Below are 20,950 nucleotides of genomic sequence, written 5' to 3'. Positions count from 1 at the left end.
GGGGCTCCTCGTGACGATCCTCAGCGGCAGGGTCGAGACCTTACGGCTCGATGGTGACCTTGATGGCCTCGCCCCGCCTGACAATACCGAAGGCGTCGAGCACCTCTGCCAACGGCACCCGCGTGGTGATCAGGTCCTTCACCGGCACTTCGCCAGAGGCGATGCGCCGCAGCGCCTCCTTGTTGTGGTGAGGTGCGGAGCCGTTCGCCCCAAAGATTCTGAGCTGGCGGTAGTGGACCAGGTTCGAATCGCACGTGATCGTGGGGTTCGACTTGGGCAGACCCCCGAAGAAGCTGATGCGTCCGTTGCGCGCCGCCATCTCGATCGCCTGCTCCTGTGCGACGTTGGCGGCGGTGGCGGTGATGATGCAGTCCGCGCCGCGCCCATCGGTGAGCTCGCGCACGCGTTCCACCACGTCTACGACCGAGCCGTCGATGACCTCCTCGGGGTGGACCGCATCGGCCGTCATCTTGAGCCGCTCGGCGTTGACGTCGATGAGGAACACGCGGCCCGCACCGTTCGCACGGGCCAGGCGGATGTGCATCGCCCCGATGGGGCCGGCGCCGAACACGACCACCGTGTCGCCGTCCTCGATCCCGAGGATCGATTGCGCGTTGATGGCGCAGGCGAGCGGCTCGGCCGCCGACGCCTCGTCGAAGCCCACGCCGTCCGGGATGCGGTTGAGCCCGTCGACTTTCATGACCTCGCGGGGGACGATCATGTACTCCGCGAAGCCACCCTCGTACTGGTACCCCATGGAGGTCTGGTTCTGGCAGACCTCCATCCAGCCCCGCGAGCACTCGTAGCACTCGCCGCATGGCACGGCCGCGATGACCTGCACCCGGTCACCCTCGGCCCAGCCCTCGACGCCTTCGCCGAGGCCAACGACCTCGCCCGCGATCTCGTGGCCGATGATGCGTGGCGGCGACAGGTTCTGGTGGCCGTTATGGAAGATCTTGACGTCGGTGCCGCACGTCGAGCAGTTGCGCACACGGATCTTGACCTCCCCGGGGCCGGGGTCGGGCTCGGGCACGTCCTCGATGCGGACGTCCTCAGGGGCGTAGAAGACCAGGGCTTTCATATTTCTCACTCCTCGGTGTTTCGGGGGGACAGCAGATCGAGCACGTCCTCGGGGGCGGAGGCGCCGCGCAGGGCCGCAGCCTTGTCCGGGTCCATGAGGACCTGGGCGAGGGAGGACAGGATGTCCACGTGCTCTTCGGATTTGGAGGCGATCGCGACGCACACGGTGACGTCCTGTCCATCCCAGTCGACGCCATCGGGGAACTGAAGCACCGCCAGCGCGGCCCGCGAGATGTGCTCGCGTGACTCGTTGGTGCCGTGGGGGATGGCGACGCCCTCGCCCACATATGTGGAGACGGACTTCTCCCGCTCGTGCAGGGCCGCCGCGTAGTCCTCGGTGGTGGCGCCGATCTCCACCAGCACAGCGCCGCACTGACGCAGCGCGTCCGCCTTGTCCTCGGCCGTGAGACCAAGGCGGACGCCGCCGGCGTCTAGCAGGGCCCGGTCAGGACTCAAGAGTCTCGCCGTTCTTGATGGCCTGCTCGACCTTGGTGAATGCGGGGTCCCCCATGAAGATCGCGAACGGCACGACCACGGCCTCCGGGGCCGTCGACTGCGCCCTGGCCGCGAGGCCCTGATGGCACAGCACCACCGCCGCGTCCTTCGGGATCTCGTTCACCGGGGTGTGGACCACCTCGACGCCATGGGGCGCGAGCTTGGACCTGAGCGTGCTGGCGACCATCACCGAGCTGCCCATTCCCGCGTCGCATGCGATGACGACCTTCTTCACGTCCGAGCCGTTGATCGATGGCATGGGATCTGTCCTTTCGTGGGGGTGCGGTCGTCGTCAGACGGTCGCGGGGGTGGTGGACTTGGACGTGGCCTCGGCGGACGAATCGTCCTCGGGGGCGTCCTCGCGGCGTGCCTCGCGGCCGAAGCCGAGCAGCATCGACGCGACGAAGAAGGACACGGTGGCCGCCAGGAGCACCTGAGCGAACATCACCACGTAGTTGCCGACTCCTGGGGGAGTGAAGGCGATCCACGCGAAGATGGATCCGGGCGAGGGCGGCGCGACGAGCCCGCCGTTGAACATCACTCCGACCAGGACGCCGGTCATGCCGCCCAGGATCACGGCGGCGATCAGCTTGGGCTTGGCCAGCACGAACGGGAAGTACACCTCGTGGATGCCGCCGAAGAAGTGAATGATGCCCGCGCCGGGAGCCGCGGCCTTCAGCATGCGCGGCCCGAACAGCATGAACGCGACGAGGATGCCCAGACCCGGTCCGGGGTTCGACTCGATCATGAACAGCAGCGACTTGCCGGAGTCCTCCGCCTCGGCGGTGCCCAGCGGTGTGAACACCCCGTGGTTGATCGCGTTGTTGAGGAACAGGATCTTCGCGGGCTCCACCACGATCGAGGCGAGCGGCAGCAGCGAGTTCTCGACGAGGAAGTCGACTCCCTCGCCCGCCCACTCCACGAGCCTCGACACGATGGGACCGATGATCATCTTGCCGAGCACGGCGAGCAGGCCGCCGAGGATGCCCAGGGAGAAGTTGTCCACCAGCATCTCGAAGCCGGGCTTGATCTTGCCCTGCCAGGTCGCCTCGACGCGCTTGAGGCACCACGCGGCGAACGGGCCGATGATCATGGCACCCAGGAACATCGGCACGTCGGAGCCGACGATGACGCCCATGGTGGCGACGGCGCCGATGACGGCGCCGCGCGTCTCGTACACGAGCCGGCCGCCCATGTAGCCGATCAGCAGGGGTAGCAGGTAGGTGATCATGGGGCCGACGATCCCCGCCCCGGCGAAGTCGCCCCACCCACCGACGCTGGCGATCCAGCTGTCGGGTGCGACGTTGCCGTCGCCGCCGAGGTTGAGCCAGCCCGATTCGATGAACAGTGCGGTGATCAGGCCCCACGCCACGAAGGCGCCGATGTTGGGCATGATCATGGCCGACATGAAGCGGCCGAGTCGTTGCACCTGGGTGCCGATTCCGGCTCCGGTGCGGTTCTTGTTCGCCCTGGCCTTGTCCTGGGCGTCGCTGAAGGACATCGGTGTCCTACCCTTCCCCCCCGCTTCTTTGCGGAAGATTCCCATCCTGTGCCCGTTTGGGCCCGTTCCGGTGGAACTAATTCCGCACGCTAGCGCTGACGGGGAAGGCTGTCAACAGATAAACGGAAACAAGCGGGCATTCCCGGGGGTGTGGGAGTGCTCGACCACCGCCCGGGCACCCGGGCGACGCCTCAGGGCCCGGGCGTCACCTTAGTGCTCGAGGCCGTCCTTGGGCGGGTTGGGCGCGACGCCGCCCTCGGGCGCGAGAGCGGCGTAGTGGTCGGCCATCGCGGGGTAGTAGTCGTCCCACCTGATGTCGTCCGCGCTCTCGCCGCCGAGCACCGCGGACAGCCGGTCCAGGTAGTACTCCCACCCCGGGCCGATGCTGTCGAGGCCCTCGGAGCCGAGACGCTGGGCGAACGTCAGCACCGTGCCGTCCAGGGTCGTCTGGATTCCGACCGTCAGGTGCCAGGTGCCCCTAGGCGTGCGGGTGTCGACCACCAGCCGATGCGGGGGAGAGCAGGCGCGCACCAGGCACTCCTCGCCCTCGGGCTCGTCGGACTCGGCGGTCATGTAGAAGAGCACCCGGCCCGTGCTCTGGTCGGTCTCCCAGCGGCCGATCCACTTCTGAAGATGGTCCGACTCGGCCACATGTGCCCACACGGTCTTGGCGGGCACGTGGTAGACCCGCTGAAAGACGAGCTCGGGGCCGTGCTCGCCGTCGACTACCGTGCCTGTCGCTTCAACCATGGACGTCGCTCCTCACGTGGGATTGTCGTGCGTGCAGTCACTCCACCGGTTCGATGGTGGACGGGTCGTTGTGGCGCGGATTGCCGACCGCCTTGGCCACCTGGTGCCACGTCAGGTCTGGTGCGGGCGCGGCGATGACGTCGAACAGCGTGCCCTGGTCGCTGTCGCGATCGAGCCACGCGTCCACGCCCTCGGGCACCAGCATCACGGGCTGGCGGTCGTGAAGGTCGCGCATCTCGTCGCGGGCGGCCGTGGTGACGATGGTGGTCGACACCAGCCACGGGGCGTCATCGCCCAAGGCCTTGTCCTTCCAGAACTCGTACAGGCCCGCGAAGGCGAGGGGAGCATCGTCCGCAGGGTGGATCCAGTACGGCGTCTTGACCCCGTCCTCGGTGTGCCACTCGAAGTAGCCGCTCGCTGGCACGATGCAGCGGCGCTTGGCGAAGGCGGTGCGGAATGACGGCTTGTCCGCGACGGTCTCCGAGCGCGCATTGATCATGCGAGCGCCGATGCCGGGGTCCTTCGCCCACGACGGCACCAGCCCCCATTTGGCGGCTTCGAGGCGGCGGCCCTGGTCGTCGTCCTCTGCGCGGCCAGGCGCGACGATGGGCACGAGCTGGGTCGGCGCGACGTTCCAGTTGGGAGGCAGCAGGCGGGCGTCGTCGGCCACGGTCGCGATGGCGAAGTGGTCGATGAGGTCCTGCTCCGCGAGGAAGTTCGCATACCTGCCGCACATACGAGCCATTGTGCCTGGGGTGATCGTTGCGTGCCCAGCCAACCCCCGCATCGGCCCGTCTTGTGCGCCGCGAGGGTCTCAGTGCCCAGATTCGGACTTTTTGGGCACTCAGCGCCTCACGGGGTGCAGCTCCGGTTGTCCACAGGGTCTACCGCACCGGGGCGTTTGCCTCTACTCTCAAGGCGCATGAGCAGTGACGCGCTGCGACAGATCGAGAGCCAGGTGCGTGAGCGCATCCGCACCACTGGCCTCGATCCCGTGCGCGAGGCCGATGCGGTCCGCGTCTTGGTCGACGACGCCCTCTCAGCATGGGAGCACCGCGCGCTCGCGGGTTCGGTGCCCGCGCTCAGCGATCCGGGGTCGGCGGCGCGATCGCTCATGGACAACGTGTCCGGATTGGGGCCCCTGCAGCGCTATCTCGATGATCCCGAGATCGAGGAAGTGTGGATCAACTCGCCCACGCAGGTCTTCGTCGCGCGGCGCGGGGTTCCGGAACTCACCCCGACTCTGCTCACGGACGGGATGGTGCGCGACCTCGTCGAGCGGATGCTCAAGCTGTCCGGCCGGCGCCTGGACTTGAGCTCGCCATTCGTGGACGCCACTCTTCCGGGAGGCGAGCGGCTCCACGTGGTGATCCCCGACGTGACGCGCGAGCACTGGAGCGTCAACATCCGCAAGTTCGTGGTGCGCGCGCGGCACGTGAACGACATGGTGAGGCTCGGGGTCCTCACGCAGCAGGCCGCCGACTTCTTGGCGGCGTCGGTGGACGCCGGGCTGAACGTGCTGATCTCGGGTGCGACGCAGGCGGGCAAGACCACCATGCTGGGCGCGCTCGCGGGCTCGATTCCGTCCCGAGAACGCGTCATCTCGTGCGAGGAGGTGTTCGAGGTCGCGGTGCCCACGAGGGACTGGGTGGCGCTGCAGTGCCGGCAGGCCTCGCTCGAGGGGACCGGGGAAATCCCGCTGCGCCGGCTGGTCAAGGAGGCGCTGCGCATGCGTCCCAGCCGCATCATCGTGGGGGAGGTGCGCGAGGCCGAGGCGCTCGACATGCTGATCGGTCTCAACGCTGGAATCCCAGGCATGTGCACGGTGCACGCCAATAGTGCTCGGGACGCCATCACCAAGATGTGCACGCTCCCGCTGCTGGCGGGCGAGAACGTCTCCGATCGATTCGTGGTGCCGACCGTCGCATCGGCCATCGACCTGGTGGTGCACCTCGGGATCGACGCGCACGGCGCGCGGCGGGTGCGCGAGATCGTGGGCGTCTCTGGGCGCGCCGAGGCGGGGATGGTCGAGCTGTCGACCATCTTCCGGCAGGGCGCGTCGGGTCTCGCGCGCGCCGAGGGCCACCCGCCGCGCGACGAGCTCTTCGAGCAGCGCGGACACCGGCTCAGCGAGTTGCTGCGGGGCTCATGACATGGACGCACTGTGGGGGGTGGTGCTCGGCCTGGGGTTGTTCCTGGTGTGGTGGTCGTTCTGGCCGATGCAGGCGACGCCGGTAGGGCCGCGCGACGGTTGGACGGCCCGCACCCAGGATCAATTGGTCCGCGCGGGGGTCACGGGCGTCACCCCCGCAGCGCTCGTGGGGGTCGCCGTGGGCCTTGGTCTCGTCGCATTCGTCGTCGTCGCAGGCCTGTCTGAGTCCGCCCCCATCGGCGCATGCTTCGCGATCCTGGCAGCACGCGCACCTTTCGCTCTGGTCGGTGCCCGGGCGCGCGGCCGCGCACAGGCCACGCGCGAGTTGTGGCCTGACGTGGTGGACTCGCTGGCGTCCGGGATCCGCGCTGGACTCGCGCTCCCGGAAGCAGTCGGGCAGCTCGGCGAGCGAGGCCCCGAGCCGCTGCGCGAGCCGTTCGCGCTGTTCGCCGAGGACTACCGGGCGTCAGGCAGGTTTCATGACTGTCTTGACGCCCTCAAGCTGAGGCTGGCGGACCCGGTGGCGGACCGGCTCGTCGAGACGCTGCGCATCACGCGAGACGTGGGCGGCAGCGATGTGGGTCGGGTGCTCCGCACACTCGCCGACTTCCTCCGAGACGACGCGCGCACGCGCGGAGAGCTCGAGGCTCGCCAGTCGTGGACGGTCAACGCCGCGCGACTGGCGGTCGCTGCGCCGTGGGTGGTGCTCGCGCTCCTCGCGACGCAGGGCAGCAATGCGGCCGCCTACAACTCGGCGGCGGGCGTGGCGGTCCTGGCCCTCGGTGGGGCGAGCACCGTGATCGCGTACCGGCTGATGATGCGGGTGGGGCGACTTCCCGACGAGGCGCGGGTGTTGCGATGACGTGGCTCACGCTCGTGCTTGGCGGCGCCCTCGGCATGGGCGCCGCGCTGGTGCTCGCGTGGGGCGGGGCGCGCCGCGCGACCCTCGAGGCCCGGATCTCGCCGTACCTGCGCACCACAGTCGCGGACGACGTCGCGCGACGCGAGCAGACCGTCACGCCGATGCCAGCCCTCGAACGGCTGCTCGCTCCCGTCGTGCGAGATGCCGGCCGGATGATCAGCCGGTGGGGGTCACCTGCCGCCGACGTCTCACGGCGGCTCCGACGGTCCGGGTCCGGGCTGTCGGTGGAGCAGTTCCGCGCGCAGCAGGTGGTGTGGGGTGCTGCCGGACTCGCCGCGGGCGTTGCGCTGGCCCTCCTGCTCACGGCCACACGGGGCGCCCCCGTGCTGGCGTCGGCGGTGCTCGCGCTGGTGCTTGCCGCAGCGGGGGTCCTCGGGCGCGACGCCGCCCTGTCCCACGCGGTCACCAGGCGGCAGCGGCGACTGGTCGCCGAGCTTCCGACGATCGCGGAGCTGCTGGCGCTGTCGGTCGCGGCGGGGGAGAGCGCCCTGGCGGCGCTCGAGAGGGTGGCGCGGACCACGTCAGGAGAGCTGACCCGAGAGCTCGCGATCGCACTTGCCGATGCGCGGGCGGGGGAGCGGCTGCCGGCGGCGCTCACGCGCATGGCCAGAGAGATGTCCGTGCCGGCTCTGGAGCGGTTCGCGGAAGGCATCGCCACGGCCCTCGAGCGCGGCACGCCGCTCGCCGAGGTGCTGCGCGCACAGGCACAGGACGCCCGCTCCCAGGGTCGCCAGGCCCTGGTCGAGGAGGGCGGTCGGCGCGAGATCGCGATGATGGTGCCGGTCGTGTTTCTGATTCTTCCCGTGACGGTGGTGTTCGCAGTGTTCCCCGGTCTGGTCGCGATCGACCTCGGGGGCTGAACGATGGCGCAAAGGAAACATGACAAGGGGGGACAGCGTGATCCAACGACTGATGACGACACTGGCCGACGATGATCCGGAGCGTGGTGATGTGCCTGGCTGGGTGCTCATCACGCTCATGACGGCGGGGCTCGTGGCCGCGATCTGGGCGCTCGCCGGCCCGGCGCTCGAGGGCTTGTTCACCGATGCGATCGAATCCGTCACGGGCGGCTGACCGCGAGCAGGGATCGGCGGCAGTCGAGTTCGTGCTGGTGGGCACCCTGGTGGTGCTCATCGGGCTCGCGGTGCTGCAACTCGTGCTGGCTCTGCACGTGCGCAACACGTTGACCTCGAGCGCGTACGAGGGGGCGCGCCACGGGGCACGGGCGGACCAGACGCTCGCGGATGGCGTGGCGCGCAGCGAGGAGATGGCTCGAGCATCGATCGGCGCGACAGACATCGTTGCGACTGCGGCCCGCTCATCTGCGGACGGCGCCGACGTCGTGGTCGTGTCGATCGAGGCCGCCGTGCCGCTGGTGGGGCTGTGGGGCCCGAGCACGATGCGGGTCGAGGCGCGCGCATTCGACGAGGCCGGCGGTGACTAGGCGCGAGCGCCTGGGCGGCGACGATTCCGGCGCGGCCCTGGTGGAGTTCCTCGGGATCACCGTGATGATTCTGGTGCCCGTCATCTACGTGGTCATCGCGGCCTCGCAACTGCAGGCGGCGGCCTTCGCGGTGGAGGGCGCGAGCCGCGCCGCGGCGCGGGGGGCGGTGGTCGCGGGCCTCGACGCGCTGGAGAGCGGGGCCACTACGGCCGATGCGCGGGCCGCCTCGGTCGCGCGCGCGGACGCGGCGGTGGCGATGGCCTTGGATGACTTCGCCGTGCGTGGCGACCCGGCGGTCGATCTCGGCTGCGACTCGGACCCGTGCTTCGAGCCCGGCTCCGCAGTGACCGCCGAGGTGCGCGTCCATGTGCCGCTCGCGGGCATGCCAGGAGCAGTCGTGGAGCTGTTGCCGGTCGCCGTCGAGGTGACGGCGGTGGGGCGGTCGCCGGTCGAGGGGTTCGACCCATGAGGTCGCGGATTCGGCTGGTGCGCGAGCGCATGAACGCCGACGAGGGCAGCATCTCGCTGCTCACCCTCGGGTGGGTGCTGATCGCGGTGGTCGCGCTGCTGGTCATGGCAGCGGCCACGCAGCTGCACGTGGACCGGATGCGGCTGGCCTCGCTCGCGGACGAGCTCGCGCTCGCGGCGGCGGATGAACTCGACGTGGGCAGCTACTACTCGGCCACCGCGACGTCGGTCGCACTGGACGAAGGCGCGATGAGGGAAGCGGCGGCCGCATGGCTCGTCGCCGACCCTCGCCCCTGGGTCGAGGAGGTCGGCGTGGTGGACGTGTCGGCGTCGCCCGACGGGACCGCGACGGTCGCGGTCGCGCGGCGCGTGCGGCCGCTGTTCGACATCGAGGCGCTCGCGGCCTTCGGCGACGGCATCATGCTGACTGCAGAGGGTCGTGCCCGCGCCGGCTGACCGTGGCGTCCGTGCTCCTCACCGATGCCCTGCGCCACCCCGCGCCCCCTTCGCCGCCCAGCCGCCCGCCGCGCCCCCTTCGCCGCCCAACCACTCATCGCAAGTGTCGAATTCCGTGCGGTTTGGGGCCCGAGAGTGCACGGAAATCGACACTTGCGGCGGGGTGGGCAGGTGGGTAGCCGGGCCGGTGCGGAGGTAGGTGGCCGGGCCGGCGCGGAGGTGGGCAGCCGGGCAGGGGTCAGCGGGTCGGTTGGCGCTAGGTCGTGAGCCGGTCGTGGTCCAGCACCGCGATGATGCCGGAGACCAGCGACCCATACGCACGATCCTCGACAGTGCCGTACGTGAGCAGCGACGGGTGCGGCGCGAGCCGCGCCACGTGCTCGCGGGTCTCCTCGATCGCCTCACCCTGCACTGGGGCACCGGCGCGGTAGCCGTCGCCCACGAACGGCGGGTCCTGCACCACGAACATCCCCAGCTCGTCGCACGTCTCGTAGAACGCGGGAGACTCGTACACCCCGACGCCGTCGACATGCAGCACGCCCACCCCGGCGTCGCGCTGCTCCTCGACACGCGCCCGGACGTCCTCGGCGGCGATCCGGGCCAGCACGGTGTCGAGTGGCATCCACCGCTCGACCCGCAGGTCGAGCGGGCGGCCATTGACCGTGACGCTCACCTGCTCGGTGCGCGGAGACACCTGGGGCGTCTCGGGAGACTCGACCCCCGCATCGGCCACATTGACCGCGCCGGTCAGCACGGCGGAGCGGAACCCGATCCGTCGCACGTGCGTATCCAGGCGCTCGTCGGTCGAGTGCAGGTCCACCACCAGGTCGTACAGCCGAGCGGGGCCGTGGCCGTGGGGCCACCAGGCCTCGACATGCGGCGCCTCGACCGTGACCACGCCCGTGACCTCGCCAGGCGGTATCTGCGCGCTGGCCTCCGCGCCTGCGACGGTCGCGTAGACGGTCAGCGGCTCGCCTGACGCGCGCTCGACGCGCACGTGCACCTGCACCCGGCCGGAGTCGCCGTCGAGGGTCACGAGCGGGCGCACCTCGTCGAGCCGCGCCACGCGCCAGCGTTCGATCCGTACGCCGCCCCAGATGCCGGCGGTGTGGGCGGGCGGCCCACCGAAGGGCCCGAATCCCCATGCCATCTTGCGCACGCCCCGGTAGGCGCGCGAGACGTCGCCGTGCCGCGCATCGGCGTCGATCCCGCGTGCGTACGCGAGCGCCGACACGAAGTCCACCGTCAGGGTGTTGGCGCCGCCCTGCACCAGCTCTCGCACATCGAACCGGTAGGAGCGGTGCATGTTCTTGGTGCGCGCGATCTCGATGTCGTTGAGCCTGACCGCGGCGACCGTGTCGAGGCCGTCGAACACCACGTCCACGCGCTCGCCGGGCGTCGCCGGGGTGGCCGCGAACTCGGTGGCGTAGCGCCACTCGCACCAGGCCATCCAGTCCGCAGCGGTGCCGTCCTCGCGGGGACCGTCGGCGAGCAGCCCTGCGCGGTCGAGGTCCAGCGGCACCGACCCGGGCACCTGGGCTGGCACGGTTGCGCGCTCCACGACTGAGGGGGCGTCGCCGCCGGTATGCGTCAGGGTCCAGCCCTCATGGATGGGATTGGAGACGAAGGTGACGGCGGACAACGGCGGCTCCGGAAAGGGTCGACGCGGGCAGGGGGACGAGCGACAGTCTCGCACGGCAAGGCGCCTTGCTGCAGTGGCTCGCGCGCGGCGAGGGCCGTAGGTCCCAGGCACGGGTCCATGCGCAGGCGTAGCGTCGAGGTATCGCCGATGGCACCCGACCAGGACGCCACGGCGCAGTACATGGACCGGCTCGCACCGCCACCCACGGGACGAGTCTCACCAGGGAGGACAACACCATGACCGCCACCGACATCCCCACCACCGCAGCCGCCGACTCCGCCGCACACGAGGCCGAATGGCGCTCGTTCGCGCGCGGACCGTGGTCCGACGGCATCGACGTGCGTGGGTTCATCCAGGCCAACTACACCCCGTACGAGGGCGACGCCTCATTCCTCGAAGGCCCCACCGAGCGCACCGTTCGCGCCTGGGAGTCCATCACGGCGCTGTTCCCGCAGGAGCGCGAGAAGGGCGTCTACGACGTCGACGCCACCACTCCCTCCTCGATCACCGCCCACGGTCCGGGCTACGTGCGTGAGGGCGAGGACGTCATCGTCGGCCTCCAGACCGATGCGCCGCTCAAGCGCGCGATCATGCCCTACGGCGGCTGGCGCATGGTCGCCAACGCCCTGGAGACCTACGGCTACGAGGTCGACCCTCAGCTCGAGAAGATCTTCAGCGAGTACCGCAAGACCCACAACGCGGGCGTGTTCGACGTCTACCCGCCGAACGTGCGCGCGGCTCGCCGCTCCCACATCATCACTGGACTTCCGGACGCCTACGGCCGCGGCCGCATCATCGGCGACTACCGCCGCGTGGCGCTGTACGGCGTGGACGCGCTCATCGCGGCCAAGAAGGCCGAGCGCATGGGCCTCGACATGGACCGCTCCACCGAGGACGTGATCCGCGACCGCGAGGAGAACGCCGAGCAGGTGCGTGCTCTCCAGGAGCTCAAGCAGATGGCGGCGAGCTACGGCTACGACATCTCGGGCCCGGCGAGCAACTTCCGCGAGGCCGTCCAGTGGCTGTACTTCGCCTACCTGGGCGCGGTCAAGGAGCAGAACGGCGCCGCGATGTCGCTGGGCCGCACCTCGACGTTCCTGGACGTCTTCGCGGCACGCGACCTGGCCGAGGGCACGCTCGACGAGTCCGAGATCCAGGAGGTCGTGGACGACTTCGTCATCAAGCTGAGGATCGTCCGGTTCCTGCGCACGCCCGAGTACGACGCCCTGTTCTCGGGCGACCCCACGTGGGTCACCGAGTCGATCGGCGGCATCGGCGACGACGGCCGGCCGCTGGTCACCAAGAGCTCGTTCCGGTTCCTCCAGACCCTGTACAACCTGGGCCCCGCCCCCGAGCCGAACCTGACGGTCTTCTGGTCCGAGAAGCTGCCCCAGGGGTTCAAGGACTTCTGCGCGCAGGTGTCGATCGACACCTCGTCGATCCAGTATGAGACCGACGAGCTGATCCGCTCTCAGTGCGGGGACGACGCGGCCATCGCGTGCTGCGTGTCCGCGATGGAGGTCGGCAAGCAGATGCAGTTCTTCGGTGCCCGCGTCAACCTCGCCAAGGCGATGCTCTACGCGATCAATGGCGGCCGGGACGAGATCTCGGGCAACCAGGTGGCCCCGGTGAGCGCCCCGCTGACGGGGGAGGTGCTCGACTACGACGAGGCCCTCGCCGCGTTCGACGGCCTCATGGACTGGCTCGCGCAGACGTATGTGGACGCCCTCAACTGCATCCACTACATGCACGACAAGTACGCCTACGAGCGCCTGGAGATGGCGCTGCACGACGGCTCGATCCTGCGCACCATGGCGTGCGGCATCGCCGGCCTGTCCGTGGCCGCCGATTCGCTCAGCGCGATGAAGTACGCGACCGTCCGCCCCATCCGGGACGAGACCGGACTCGCGGTCGACTACGAGGTCGAGGGGGAGTACCCCACCTTCGGCAACGACGACGACCGGGTCGACGACATCGCGGTCGAGCTGGTGCAGCGCTTCATGTCGAAGGTGCGCGAGCAGCCCACCTACCGCGGCGCGAAGCACACGCAGTCGGTGCTGACCATCACCTCGAATGTGGTCTACGGCAAGCACACCGGCAACACCCCCGACGGTCGCCGTCTGGGCGAGCCCTTCGCTCCGGGCGCCAACCCGATGAACGGCCGCGACACTCACGGCATCGTCGCCTCGGCGCTGTCGGTCGCGAAGCTGCCGTACGCGGACGCTCAGGACGGCATCTCGCTCACCACCACGGTGGTGCCCGCCGGTCTGGGCCGCGACAAGCCGGAGCAGATCCAGAACCTGGTGGGCGTGCTCGACGCGTACTCGGTCTCCCACGGCTTCCACATGAACGTCAACGTGCTCAACCGTGAGACGCTCGAGGACGCCATGGAGCACCCGGAGAAGTACCCGCAGCTGACGATCCGGGTCTCCGGATACGCCGTGAACTTTGTGCGGCTCACCCGCGAGCAGCAGCTCGACGTGCTCTCGCGCACCTTCCACGGCGGCCTCTGAGCCGTTGCCGGGAGAGGTGCACCGTCCCGACGCCGGGACGGTGCACCTCGAACGAAACAGTCCCCGACTCGCGCCTGAGGAGGTGCACGATGACCGACAGCCCCGTATCGGTCAACATCAAGCCAGGACCGCCCATGGAGGTTGCGGACGCCGAGATGGCCGAATCCGAGAGGATCGTCGACCACACGGCAGGTTCCATCCACTCGTGGGACCTGGTGATCGGCGCCGACGGACCCGGCACCCGCATGACCGTGTTCATGGCCGGCTGCGGCATGCGCTGCCAGTACTGCCACAACCCGGACACGTGGCGCATGAAGAACGGCGTCCGTCACACCGTCGATGAGGTCATGCAGCGCCTCACTCGCTACCAGAAGGTCATGGATGTGACCGGCGGCGGGCTCACCATCTCCGGCGGCGAGCCCCTGCTGCAGTCCAAGTTCGTCACGCATGTCTTCCACCAGGCTCACGAGCTCGGCATCCACACCGCGCTCGACACCGCGGGCCTGCTCGGCTCGCGCCTGACCGACGAGGACCTCGAAGACATCGACCTCGTGCTGCTCGACATCAAGTCGGGCCTGCCGGAGACCTACAAGCAGGTCACGGGCCGGCCCCTGCAGCCCACGCTGGACTTCGCGGAGCGGCTGTCGCGCCTGGGCAAGAAGATGTGGGTGCGGTTCGTGCTGGTGCCGGGCCTCACCGACGCCGAGGACAACGTCGACGCCATCGGCGAGTTCGTCTCGACTCTCGACGGGGTGGAGCGGATGGAGATCCTGCCCTTCCACCAGATGGGCGAGTACAAGTGGGAGGCGACCGGCGAGCCGTACCTGCTCTCGGACGCCAAGCCCCCCTCGGACGAGTTGATCGCGCGCGTCAAGGCGCAGCTCGAGTCCTACGACCTGCCGGTCACGGTGGCGTGACGGCGTTGCGCAGACATATACCCCTAGGGGTATACTTCACCTCATGAACACTCGCACCATGCGCGCGGCCATCGTTGCCGTGCTCGCCGCTTTTGCCCTGTCCGCATGCACGACCGGTGAGGACGCCGGCACCGACGGTCCTGTCGCGTTCGACGGAGCGCACGTGGCAAGCACGGCCTTCGCGGAGGCCGCGGAGGCCGAGGGCGTCACCGTCGTCGACGTGCGCACGCCGGGTGAGTTCGCGGAGGGCCACCTTCCCGGCGCGGTCAACATCGACGTGTCGTCGCCCACCTTCGCCGATGCGGTCGCTGAGCTGGACTCGGACGGCGCCTACGCCGTCTACTGCCAGTCCGCCAACCGTTCCCGCGTGGCCATCGACCAGATGGCAGAGGCGGGCCTCACGGGCACCGTGGGGCTCGAGGGCGGCATCCTCGCCTGGAACGGCGACCTGGCCAGCTGACGCGCCCGCCAGGGCTCAGGGCTCGGGCTGAAGCAGCTCCCCAGTACGGAAGCCATGGGCCGTACGCACCGCGAGCGCCAGCACGAATGCGCTCGCCAGCGCCAGCGTGACGCCGCCCGCCCACGCGTAGAAATCGCCCGACCCCTCGTGGAAGGCGGAGATGAACGCGACCGCAGCCGCGGCCAGGGGAAACGTGTAGGCCCACGCGGGCAGCGCGAAGGGCGCCGCGCGCAGCGCTCCCGCGTGGACGGCCAGCGTGATCATGTTGAACAGCGTCACGGCCAGCAGGATGCGACCCAACGGGTCCGACCACTCCCCGCCCAGGCGCACCCAGGCGATCGCCGCGACCGCGGGAGGCGCGACCATGATGGCCAGCGTGGGGGCGAGTCGCGGCGGGATGACGCCGTGGACGAACAGCCGCGTCAGCACGATCGGGAGCAGGCCGAGCCAGTACAGGATCCCGACGCCGAAGAAGAACCACGAAATGTCGACGGGTGCGTGCTCGACTCCCGCGAGCGGCACCACGAGGTTGCCGACCACCGGGATGAACCATGCCGGATGGACATGGACGTGCGTGAGCTGGGCGTCCGTGGACCACGTGCGGATGACCCACACGGAGACGAGCAGCATGGTGCCGGCGCCTGCCCACCACAGCACGGCGGATGTGGGTCCATGGTGGGGCTGCAGCCCCACCGCGGTGACGAGCGTGGCGATCGGGATCGTGGCGGTGAAGGCCGTGCGGATGGGGTGGCGCCATTCGGCTGCGACCACCTGCGGGTGCCTCACGGTCTTCACTCCGTACGCGATGAGCAGCGCTGCCAGCACCGCGACCGCGGTCCACGCCAGGACGGCACCGATGGCGCCGGGCACCGGCCAGGCGTCTGAGGCACGGTTCCAGGCGGCGGCGAGCCCGCCTATGCCCATGACCATGGCGAAGGCCCCCACGGGCAGGTGGGCGACGGACGGGCGGCTGACGTCGGGCATCGGTTCTCCTCACGGGACGTGCCGAACTCTCGGCACCGGGACCGACTCCAGCCTATGCACCAGGCGGTACGTCGCGTGCGAGCGCGCCTGCCCGCACAGGCTCCGCTCGAAGTGACCTAAGTCCCTGGGAGAAGGGCCGCGGGCAGGCAACGATGGTGGGCATCGAACCAGTTCCCCGGAGGGAGAACGATGATGTCCATTCTGAGTCGCGAGAGCACGATTGCTCCGCCCGGATACAACCGCTGGATGGTGCCGCCGGCCGCTCTCGCCGTGCACCTGAGCATCGGCCAGGTGTACGCCTTCAGCGTCTTCAAGGACGCGCTGATCGAGCGCTTCGACGCGAGCCACACGCAGATCGGCATGATCTTCTCGATCTCGATCGTGATGCTCGGCCTGTCCGCAGCCTTCGGCGGCCGGTGGATGGAGCGCACCGGCCCCCGTGCCGCGATGGTGCTCGCCGCATTCGCCTGGGGCGCAGGCTTCGCCGTCGCGTCGCTGGGCGTCTCGATGGGCCAACTGTGGCTCGTCTACCTCGGCTACGGCGTCCTCGGCGGCATCGGGCTCGGCATGGGCTACATCTCGCCCGTCTCGACCCTCATCAAGTGGTTCCCGGACCGCCCGGGCCTCGCCACTGGTCTCGCGATCATGGGCTTCGGCGGTGGCGCGATGGTCGCCGCTCCGCTCTCGCAGTACCTGCTCAGCACCTACGCGGCCACACCGGCCGATGCGCTCGTTCCGGCCTTCCTCACGCTCGGGGGGATCTACTTCCTGCTGATGCTCGCGGGCGCCGCCGTGGTGCGCGTGCCCCCCAAGGGCTGGGCGCCCGCCGGCTACGTGCCCTCCACGCGCCGGAAGAGTCTCTCCAGCGGCGGCCAGGTGAGCGCCACCAACGCGATCAAGACCCCCGCGTTCTGGCTGCTGTGGATCGTGCTGTTCACGAACGTCACCGCCGGCATCGGCATCCTCGAGAACGCCAAGCCCATGGTGGAGGACTTCTTCCCCGCCATCACCGCTGCGGCGGCCGCCGGGTTCGTGGGGCTGCTGTCGCTGGCCAACATGGCCGGCCGCATCGGCTGGTCGAGCCTGTCGGACGTCATGGGACGCAAGCTCACGTACGTGATGTACCTGGGTGTGGGGGCCGTCGCGTACGTGATCATCGCAATCGCGGGCCCCTCCGCGATGGTGCTGTTCGTGCCGCTGGCGGTGCTGATCATCAGCTTCTACGGCGGCGGCTTCGCCACCATCCCCGCCTACCTCAAGGACGTGTTCGGCGAGTTCGAGGTGGGCGCGATCCACGGGCGGCTCCTGACCGCCTGGTCCGCCGCCGGCGTGGCCGGGCCGCTGATCGTCAACTCGGTGCTCGACAATCTCGAGGCGCAGGGGCTTGAGGGCGGCGAGCTGTACCGGCCGTCGCTGCTGATCATGGTGGGCGTGCTGGTGGTGGGCTTCATCGCCAACCTGCTGGTCAAGCCCGTGGCGGCGAAGTGGCACGAGAAGGCCGACGCCGTGCCCGACCACGAGCTCGACGCGTCCAAGGACGCCTCAGAAGACGCCGCCGAGCTGCCCACGCTCGCAGAGACGAAGGGATGATCATGACGACCAAGAAGACGGCCCCGACCCGCAACAACCCCCTGGCCCTCGGGCTGTGGGTGGTGGTGGGGTCCGGCCTCATCTACGGCGTGACGCAGACGGCGATCAAGGCCGCGGCGCTGTTCACCGGCTGACCGGAGACCCCATCGCGCGCCTCATCAGGTCCTCGGTGTCCAAAACCACAGTATCCGGGCACTGAACACCTTGCAGGGCGCACAAGGCGCACAGGGCGGCACTTCCTCACGGAAGTGCCGCCCTTTCCGCGCGCCGAGACAACCCAGCCCCGGCATCGGCCGTGGGCCCTAGGTCCCCGGGACCATTGCCCCTGAGAAATCGCGATCGGCGGGCATAGCGTCTAAGCATCAGGGCGCACCCCGCGTCCTCCCTCGGAAGGAATCGAGATGACCGCCACCACTGAGTCGCCGGCCACCGTCACTGCGGTCGCCGACGCCATCGACCAACTCGTCGAGAACGCCCAGCAGGCGCTCGCGGCGTACGCGACGTTCACGCAGGACGACGTGAACCTGCTCGTCAAGAAGGCGTCCGTCGCGGCGCTGAACCAGCACGGCGCGCTCGCCGTCATGGCCGTCGAGGAGACCGGCCGCGGCGTGTTCGAGGACAAGGCCGTGAAGAACATCTTCGCGTGTGAGCACGTGACCCACTCGATGGCCACCATGAAGACCGTGGGCGTCATCAACGAGGACCCGATCCTGGGAATCACCGAGATCGCCGAGCCCGTGGGCGTGGTCGCCGGCGTCACCCCGGTCACCAACCCCACGTCGACCGCGATCTTCAAGTCGCTCATCGCGCTGAAGACCCGCAACCCGATCATCTTCGCCTTCCACCCGAGCGCGCAGCGGTCCTCCGTGGCCGCCGCCCGCATCGTGCGCGACGCGGCGATCGAGGCCGGCGCCCCCGAGAACTGCATCCAGTGGGTCGAGGTGCCGTCGCTCGAGGCCACCAACGCCCTGATGAACCACGACGGCGTCGCGATGATCCTGGCCACCGGCGGCAACGCGATGGTCAAGGCGGCCTACAGCTGCGGCAAGCCCGCTCTGGGCGTCGGCGCCGGCAACGTGCCGGCCTACGTGCACGAGTCGGCGAACCTCAAGCGCGCCGTCAACGACATCGTGGTCTCCAAGGCCTTCGACAACGGCATGGTGTGCGCCTCCGAGCAGGCCGCGATCCTCGACGCGTCCATCTACGACGACGCCATGGCGCTGTTCGACAGGTTGCACGCCTACCGGGTCACCCCGGAGGAGAAGGCCAAGCTCGAGGAGCTGATCTTCGGAGTCCAGGCCAACGGCGAGAACTGCGCCGGCGCCAAGCTCAACCCCGCCGTCGTGGGCAAGAGCCCCCAGTGGATCGCCGAGCAGGCCGGCTTCGAGGTCCCCGAGGAGACCTCGATCATCCTGGCCGAGGTCTCCCTCGTGGGCGAGTCCGAGCCCCTGACCCGCGAGAAGCTGTGCCCGGTTCTGGCCGTCCTGCGTGCCGAGAGCACCGAGCAGGGCGTGTCGCTCGCCGAGCAGATGGTCGAGTTCCACGGCCTTGGCCACTCCGCCGCGATCCACGCGGAGGACAAGGACCTGATCCAGGAGTTCGGCCGTCGCGTCAAGGCGGTCCGCGTGATCACCAACTCGCCCTCCAGCCAGGGCGGGATCGGCGACATCTACAACGCCTTCATGCCGTCGCTGACGCTCGGCTGCGGCTCGTACGGCAAGAACTCCGTGAGCTCCAACGTCACCGCCGTGAACCTCATCAACGTCAAGCGCATCGGCCGGAGGAACAACAACATGCAGTGGTTCAAGGTGCCCGCGAAGACGTACTTCGAGCCCAACTCGATCCAGTACCTGCGCGACATGCCGGACGTCGAGCGCGTCACGATCATCACGGACGCGACCATGACGCAGATCGGCCTCGTCGACAAGATCCTGGACGTGCTCCACCGCCGCAGCAACGGCGTGTCCGTCCAGATCATCGACAACGTCGAGCCGGAGCCGTCCATCAACACCGTCAAGGCCGGTGCCGAGGTGCTCCGCGCCTTCAAGCCCGACACCCTGATCGCCCTGGGCGGCGGCTCACCCATGGACGCCGCGAAGGTCATGTGGCTCATGTACGAGCACCCGGACGTGGTGTTCTCGGACCTGAAGGAGAAGTTCTTCGACGTCCGCAAGCGCGCATTCACGTTCCCCAAGCTGGGCGAGCTCGCCAAGCTGGTGTGCATCCCGACCACCTCGGGCACCGGCGCGGAGGTGACGCCGTTCGCGGTGATCACCGACACGGACACCGGGCGCAAGTACCCGCTGGCCGACTACGCGCTCACTCCCACCGTGGCGATCATCGACCCGGTGCTGACGGCGAACCTGCCTTCGCGGGTCGCGGCCGACTCCGGATTCGACGCGCTCACCCACGCGACCGAGGCCTACGTCTCGGTCTACGCCAACGACTTCACCGATGGCATGGCGCTGCAGGCGATCCGCCTGGTGTTCGAGAACATCGAGGAGTCCGTGACCGTGGGCGGCAGCGCCGTCAAGGCGCGCGAGAAGATGCACAACGCCGCGACGATCGCCGGCATGGCGTTCGGCAACGCGTTCCTGGGGCTCGTCCACGCGATGAGCCACGTGACCGGCTCGATGTTCCACGTCGCGCACGGCCGCACCAACGCCATCTACCTGCCGCACGTGATCCGCTACAACGGTCGCGTCCCCACCAAGCCCACCTCATGGCCCAAGTACGAGTCCTACGTGGCGCCGGAGCGGTTCCAGGAGATCGCGAAGATGCTCGGTCTCGCGCACTCGACCCCGGAGGAGGCCGTGGAGGCCTACGCCGTCGCCGTCGAGCAGCTGCGCGACAAGGTGGGCATCGAGCGGTCCTTCAAGCAGGTGGGCGTGGACGAGACGGACTTCATGTCCTCGCTCGACACGCTGGCCATGAACGCCTACGAGGACCAGTGCGCACCGGCCAACCCGCGCGTGCCGATGCTCGCTGACATGAAGGTCATGATGGAGGCCGCCTACTACGGCATCACCTACGAGGAGGCCAAGGGCCGCGTGGTCGCCGAGGCCCCCTCGGCCGCAGGCGCCGAGAAGAAGGCCCCTGCCGCCAAGAAGGCGCAGACCAAGAAGGCCGCGAAGTAGTCGGAGCGCTCGCGGGGCAGTCGCCCCGCGAGCGTGATCCGTGAACCGTCGCCGGTCAGGACACACCCGGCGCGAGCGACAGCCCCGGCGCGATTCCCAAGCGCCGGGGCTTTCGTATGTCCCGCATCGGCCCTGTGCCTCGCGGAATGCGGGTACGGCCGATGCGGTTGTCGGTGGCGTACCGACGAAAGGGGTGCAGCATGATCGCTATACGCAAGCACGCAGCAGTTCTGGTCGGGGCCGGCATCCTGACGCTCGGTCTCACCGGTTGCGGAGACGCCGACGCCGGCGACGTGGTCGACGAGTCCACCGCCGAGGTGTCGGAGGGCGCCGAGGAACTCGAAGAGGGCTTTGAAGAAGGCGTCGAGGAGCTCGACGAAGAAGTGAACGAAGAGGACTAGCCTCCTCCGCGCCGCTGGCCCCGCCCCCACGTCAGGGG

22 protein-coding genes are annotated in these 20,950 nt (G+C 69.3%); 14 read left to right on the top strand and 8 right to left on the bottom strand.

From position 1 onward, the window contains the following. Positions 1-40 precede the first annotated feature (40 nt). The 6 genes from ACNI14_RS04920 to ACNI14_RS04895 all read right to left on the bottom strand — a co-directional run bounded on the left by ACNI14_RS04920 (position 41) and on the right by ACNI14_RS04895 (position 4,562). Positions 41-1,081 carry a zinc-dependent dehydrogenase gene (locus ACNI14_RS04920; protein ID WP_420518832.1) on the bottom strand — a complete coding sequence of 347 codons (1,041 nt, stop codon included), beginning with the start codon at positions 1,079-1,081 and terminating at the stop codon, positions 41-43. A 5-nt stretch (positions 1,082-1,086) separates the two neighbouring features. Next, complete coding sequence (locus ACNI14_RS04915; protein ID WP_420518831.1) at positions 1,087-1,536, bottom strand: PTS mannitol transporter subunit IIA; 450 nt, start codon at positions 1,534-1,536, stop codon at positions 1,087-1,089. Beyond that, positions 1,526-1,834 (bottom strand): PTS lactose transporter subunit IIB, encoded by a 309-nt coding sequence (locus tag ACNI14_RS04910; protein ID WP_420518830.1) that lies wholly within the window; start codon positions 1,832-1,834, stop codon positions 1,526-1,528. Before ACNI14_RS04910 ends, ACNI14_RS04915 begins: the two co-directional genes overlap by 11 nt. A 33-nt stretch (positions 1,835-1,867) precedes the next feature. Next, a complete protein-coding gene (locus tag ACNI14_RS04905; RefSeq protein ID WP_420518829.1) occupies positions 1,868-3,076 on the bottom strand; it encodes a PTS transporter subunit EIIC in 1,209 nt (402 codons plus the stop codon). 210 nt (positions 3,077-3,286) lie between these two features. Beyond that, positions 3,287-3,826 carry an SRPBCC domain-containing protein gene (locus ACNI14_RS04900; RefSeq protein ID WP_420518828.1) on the bottom strand — a complete coding sequence of 180 codons (540 nt, stop codon included), beginning with the start codon at positions 3,824-3,826 and terminating at the stop codon, positions 3,287-3,289. Between the two features lie 37 nt (positions 3,827-3,863). Beyond that, positions 3,864-4,562 (bottom strand): SOS response-associated peptidase, encoded by a 699-nt coding sequence (locus tag ACNI14_RS04895; protein WP_420518827.1) that lies wholly within the window; start codon positions 4,560-4,562, stop codon positions 3,864-3,866. Positions 4,563-4,748: 186 nt separating this feature from the next. On the opposite strand from ACNI14_RS04895, the gene ACNI14_RS04890 reads away from it, so the two are divergent. The 7 genes from ACNI14_RS04890 to ACNI14_RS04860 are packed head-to-tail and all read left to right on the top strand — an operon-like array spanning position 4,749 to position 9,268. Then, positions 4,749-5,978, top strand: a complete 1,230-nt coding sequence (locus ACNI14_RS04890; RefSeq protein ID WP_420518826.1) for a TadA family conjugal transfer-associated ATPase — start codon at positions 4,749-4,751, stop codon at positions 5,976-5,978. Between the two features lies 1 nt (position 5,979). Beyond that, a complete protein-coding gene (locus ACNI14_RS04885; RefSeq protein WP_420518825.1) occupies positions 5,980-6,840 on the top strand; it encodes a type II secretion system F family protein in 861 nt (286 codons plus the stop codon). After that, on the top strand, positions 6,837-7,760 hold the full coding sequence (locus tag ACNI14_RS04880; RefSeq protein ID WP_420518823.1) for a type II secretion system F family protein: 924 nt from the start codon (positions 6,837-6,839) through the stop codon (positions 7,758-7,760). Before ACNI14_RS04885 ends, ACNI14_RS04880 begins: the two co-directional genes overlap by 4 nt. Positions 7,761-7,779: 19 nt before the next feature. Next, positions 7,780-7,974: a hypothetical protein gene (locus ACNI14_RS04875; protein WP_420518822.1), complete on the top strand. Its 195-nt coding sequence runs from the start codon at positions 7,780-7,782 to the stop codon at positions 7,972-7,974. Continuing rightward, complete coding sequence (locus tag ACNI14_RS04870) at positions 7,946-8,344, top strand: TadE/TadG family type IV pilus assembly protein (RefSeq protein WP_420518821.1); 399 nt, start codon at positions 7,946-7,948, stop codon at positions 8,342-8,344. Before ACNI14_RS04875 ends, ACNI14_RS04870 begins: the two co-directional genes overlap by 29 nt. Next, a complete protein-coding gene (locus tag ACNI14_RS04865; RefSeq protein WP_420518820.1) occupies positions 8,337-8,813 on the top strand; it encodes a pilus assembly protein in 477 nt (158 codons plus the stop codon). The genes ACNI14_RS04870 and ACNI14_RS04865 overlap by 8 nt, the downstream gene beginning before the upstream one ends. Continuing rightward, complete coding sequence (locus ACNI14_RS04860) at positions 8,810-9,268, top strand: pilus assembly protein TadG-related protein (RefSeq protein ID WP_420518819.1); 459 nt, start codon at positions 8,810-8,812, stop codon at positions 9,266-9,268. Before ACNI14_RS04865 ends, ACNI14_RS04860 begins: the two co-directional genes overlap by 4 nt. Positions 9,269-9,524: 256 nt before the next feature. Here the strand turns inward: ACNI14_RS04860 and ACNI14_RS04855 are convergent, their stop codons facing one another. After that, positions 9,525-10,910 carry a glycosyl hydrolase 2 galactose-binding domain-containing protein gene (locus tag ACNI14_RS04855; RefSeq protein WP_420518818.1) on the bottom strand — a complete coding sequence of 462 codons (1,386 nt, stop codon included), beginning with the start codon at positions 10,908-10,910 and terminating at the stop codon, positions 9,525-9,527. A gap of 236 nt (positions 10,911-11,146) precedes the next feature. Between ACNI14_RS04855 and pflB the strand changes: the two genes are divergently transcribed. From pflB to ACNI14_RS04840, 3 genes are all read left to right on the top strand, one after another. Then, on the top strand, positions 11,147-13,423 hold the full coding sequence (gene pflB, locus ACNI14_RS04850) for a formate C-acetyltransferase (RefSeq protein WP_420518817.1): 2,277 nt from the start codon (positions 11,147-11,149) through the stop codon (positions 13,421-13,423). An 89-nt stretch (positions 13,424-13,512) separates the two neighbouring features. After that, positions 13,513-14,340 carry a pyruvate formate-lyase-activating protein gene (gene pflA / locus ACNI14_RS04845; RefSeq protein WP_420518816.1) on the top strand — a complete coding sequence of 276 codons (828 nt, stop codon included), beginning with the start codon at positions 13,513-13,515 and terminating at the stop codon, positions 14,338-14,340. A 43-nt stretch (positions 14,341-14,383) separates the two neighbouring features. Beyond that, complete coding sequence (locus tag ACNI14_RS04840) at positions 14,384-14,800, top strand: rhodanese-like domain-containing protein (protein ID WP_420518815.1); 417 nt, start codon at positions 14,384-14,386, stop codon at positions 14,798-14,800. Positions 14,801-14,815: 15 nt separating this feature from the next. On the opposite strand, the gene ACNI14_RS04835 is transcribed toward ACNI14_RS04840, so the two are convergent. Beyond that, positions 14,816-15,784, bottom strand: a complete 969-nt coding sequence (locus ACNI14_RS04835) for an SLAC1 anion channel family protein (RefSeq protein ID WP_420518814.1) — start codon at positions 15,782-15,784, stop codon at positions 14,816-14,818. Positions 15,785-15,976: 192 nt separating this feature from the next. Between ACNI14_RS04835 and ACNI14_RS04830 the strand changes: the two genes are divergently transcribed. The 4 genes from ACNI14_RS04830 to ACNI14_RS04815 all read left to right on the top strand — a co-directional run bounded on the left by ACNI14_RS04830 (position 15,977) and on the right by ACNI14_RS04815 (position 20,912). After that, positions 15,977-17,374: an L-lactate MFS transporter gene (locus tag ACNI14_RS04830; RefSeq protein ID WP_420518812.1), complete on the top strand. Its 1,398-nt coding sequence runs from the start codon at positions 15,977-15,979 to the stop codon at positions 17,372-17,374. A 2-nt stretch (positions 17,375-17,376) separates the two neighbouring features. Next, the gene (locus tag ACNI14_RS04825) at positions 17,377-17,508 is read left to right on the top strand and encodes an MFS transporter small subunit (RefSeq protein WP_420518810.1); all 132 of its coding nucleotides are present in this window, start codon (positions 17,377-17,379) and stop codon (positions 17,506-17,508) included. 267 nt (positions 17,509-17,775) lie between these two features. Continuing rightward, on the top strand, positions 17,776-20,511 hold the full coding sequence (gene adhE / locus ACNI14_RS04820; protein WP_420518809.1) for a bifunctional acetaldehyde-CoA/alcohol dehydrogenase: 2,736 nt from the start codon (positions 17,776-17,778) through the stop codon (positions 20,509-20,511). Between the two features lie 200 nt (positions 20,512-20,711). Further along, a complete protein-coding gene (locus tag ACNI14_RS04815; RefSeq protein WP_420518807.1) occupies positions 20,712-20,912 on the top strand; it encodes a hypothetical protein in 201 nt (66 codons plus the stop codon). Positions 20,913-20,950 lie beyond the last annotated feature (38 nt).

The organism is Demequina pilifera (assembly GCF_048814985.1).
Classification (GTDB): Bacteria; Actinomycetota; Actinomycetes; order Actinomycetales; family Demequinaceae; genus Demequina.
The sequence above is the reverse complement of the archived record's forward strand: the minus strand, read 5'-3'. Positions and strand labels throughout refer to the sequence as shown.

Coding starts and splice junctions, on each gene's coding strand:
- pflA (WP_420518816.1), top strand. CDS start 13,513: ATGACCGACAGCCCCGTATCGGTCAACATCAAGCCAGGACCGCCCATG.
- ACNI14_RS04870 (WP_420518821.1), top strand. CDS start 7,946: ATGCGATCGAATCCGTCACGGGCGGCTGACCGCGAGCAGGGATCGGCG.
- ACNI14_RS04875 (WP_420518822.1), top strand. CDS start 7,780: ATGACAAGGGGGGACAGCGTGATCCAACGACTGATGACGACACTGGCC.
- ACNI14_RS04880 (WP_420518823.1), top strand. CDS start 6,837: ATGACGTGGCTCACGCTCGTGCTTGGCGGCGCCCTCGGCATGGGCGCC.
- ACNI14_RS04840 (WP_420518815.1), top strand. CDS start 14,384: ATGAACACTCGCACCATGCGCGCGGCCATCGTTGCCGTGCTCGCCGCT.
- ACNI14_RS04905 (WP_420518829.1), bottom strand. CDS start 3,076: ATGTCCTTCAGCGACGCCCAGGACAAGGCCAGGGCGAACAAGAACCGC.
- ACNI14_RS04910 (WP_420518830.1), bottom strand. CDS start 1,834: ATGCCATCGATCAACGGCTCGGACGTGAAGAAGGTCGTCATCGCATGC.
- ACNI14_RS04900 (WP_420518828.1), bottom strand. CDS start 3,826: ATGGTTGAAGCGACAGGCACGGTAGTCGACGGCGAGCACGGCCCCGAG.
- pflB (WP_420518817.1), top strand. CDS start 11,147: ATGACCGCCACCGACATCCCCACCACCGCAGCCGCCGACTCCGCCGCA.
- ACNI14_RS04815 (WP_420518807.1), top strand. CDS start 20,712: ATGATCGCTATACGCAAGCACGCAGCAGTTCTGGTCGGGGCCGGCATC.
- ACNI14_RS04920 (WP_420518832.1), bottom strand. CDS start 1,081: ATGAAAGCCCTGGTCTTCTACGCCCCTGAGGACGTCCGCATCGAGGAC.
- ACNI14_RS04830 (WP_420518812.1), top strand. CDS start 15,977: ATGTCCATTCTGAGTCGCGAGAGCACGATTGCTCCGCCCGGATACAAC.
- ACNI14_RS04835 (WP_420518814.1), bottom strand. CDS start 15,784: ATGCCCGACGTCAGCCGCCCGTCCGTCGCCCACCTGCCCGTGGGGGCC.
- ACNI14_RS04860 (WP_420518819.1), top strand. CDS start 8,810: ATGAGGTCGCGGATTCGGCTGGTGCGCGAGCGCATGAACGCCGACGAG.
- ACNI14_RS04890 (WP_420518826.1), top strand. CDS start 4,749: ATGAGCAGTGACGCGCTGCGACAGATCGAGAGCCAGGTGCGTGAGCGC.
- ACNI14_RS04825 (WP_420518810.1), top strand. CDS start 17,377: ATGACGACCAAGAAGACGGCCCCGACCCGCAACAACCCCCTGGCCCTC.
- ACNI14_RS04895 (WP_420518827.1), bottom strand. CDS start 4,562: ATGTGCGGCAGGTATGCGAACTTCCTCGCGGAGCAGGACCTCATCGAC.
- adhE (WP_420518809.1), top strand. CDS start 17,776: ATGACCGCCACCACTGAGTCGCCGGCCACCGTCACTGCGGTCGCCGAC.
- ACNI14_RS04885 (WP_420518825.1), top strand. CDS start 5,980: ATGGACGCACTGTGGGGGGTGGTGCTCGGCCTGGGGTTGTTCCTGGTG.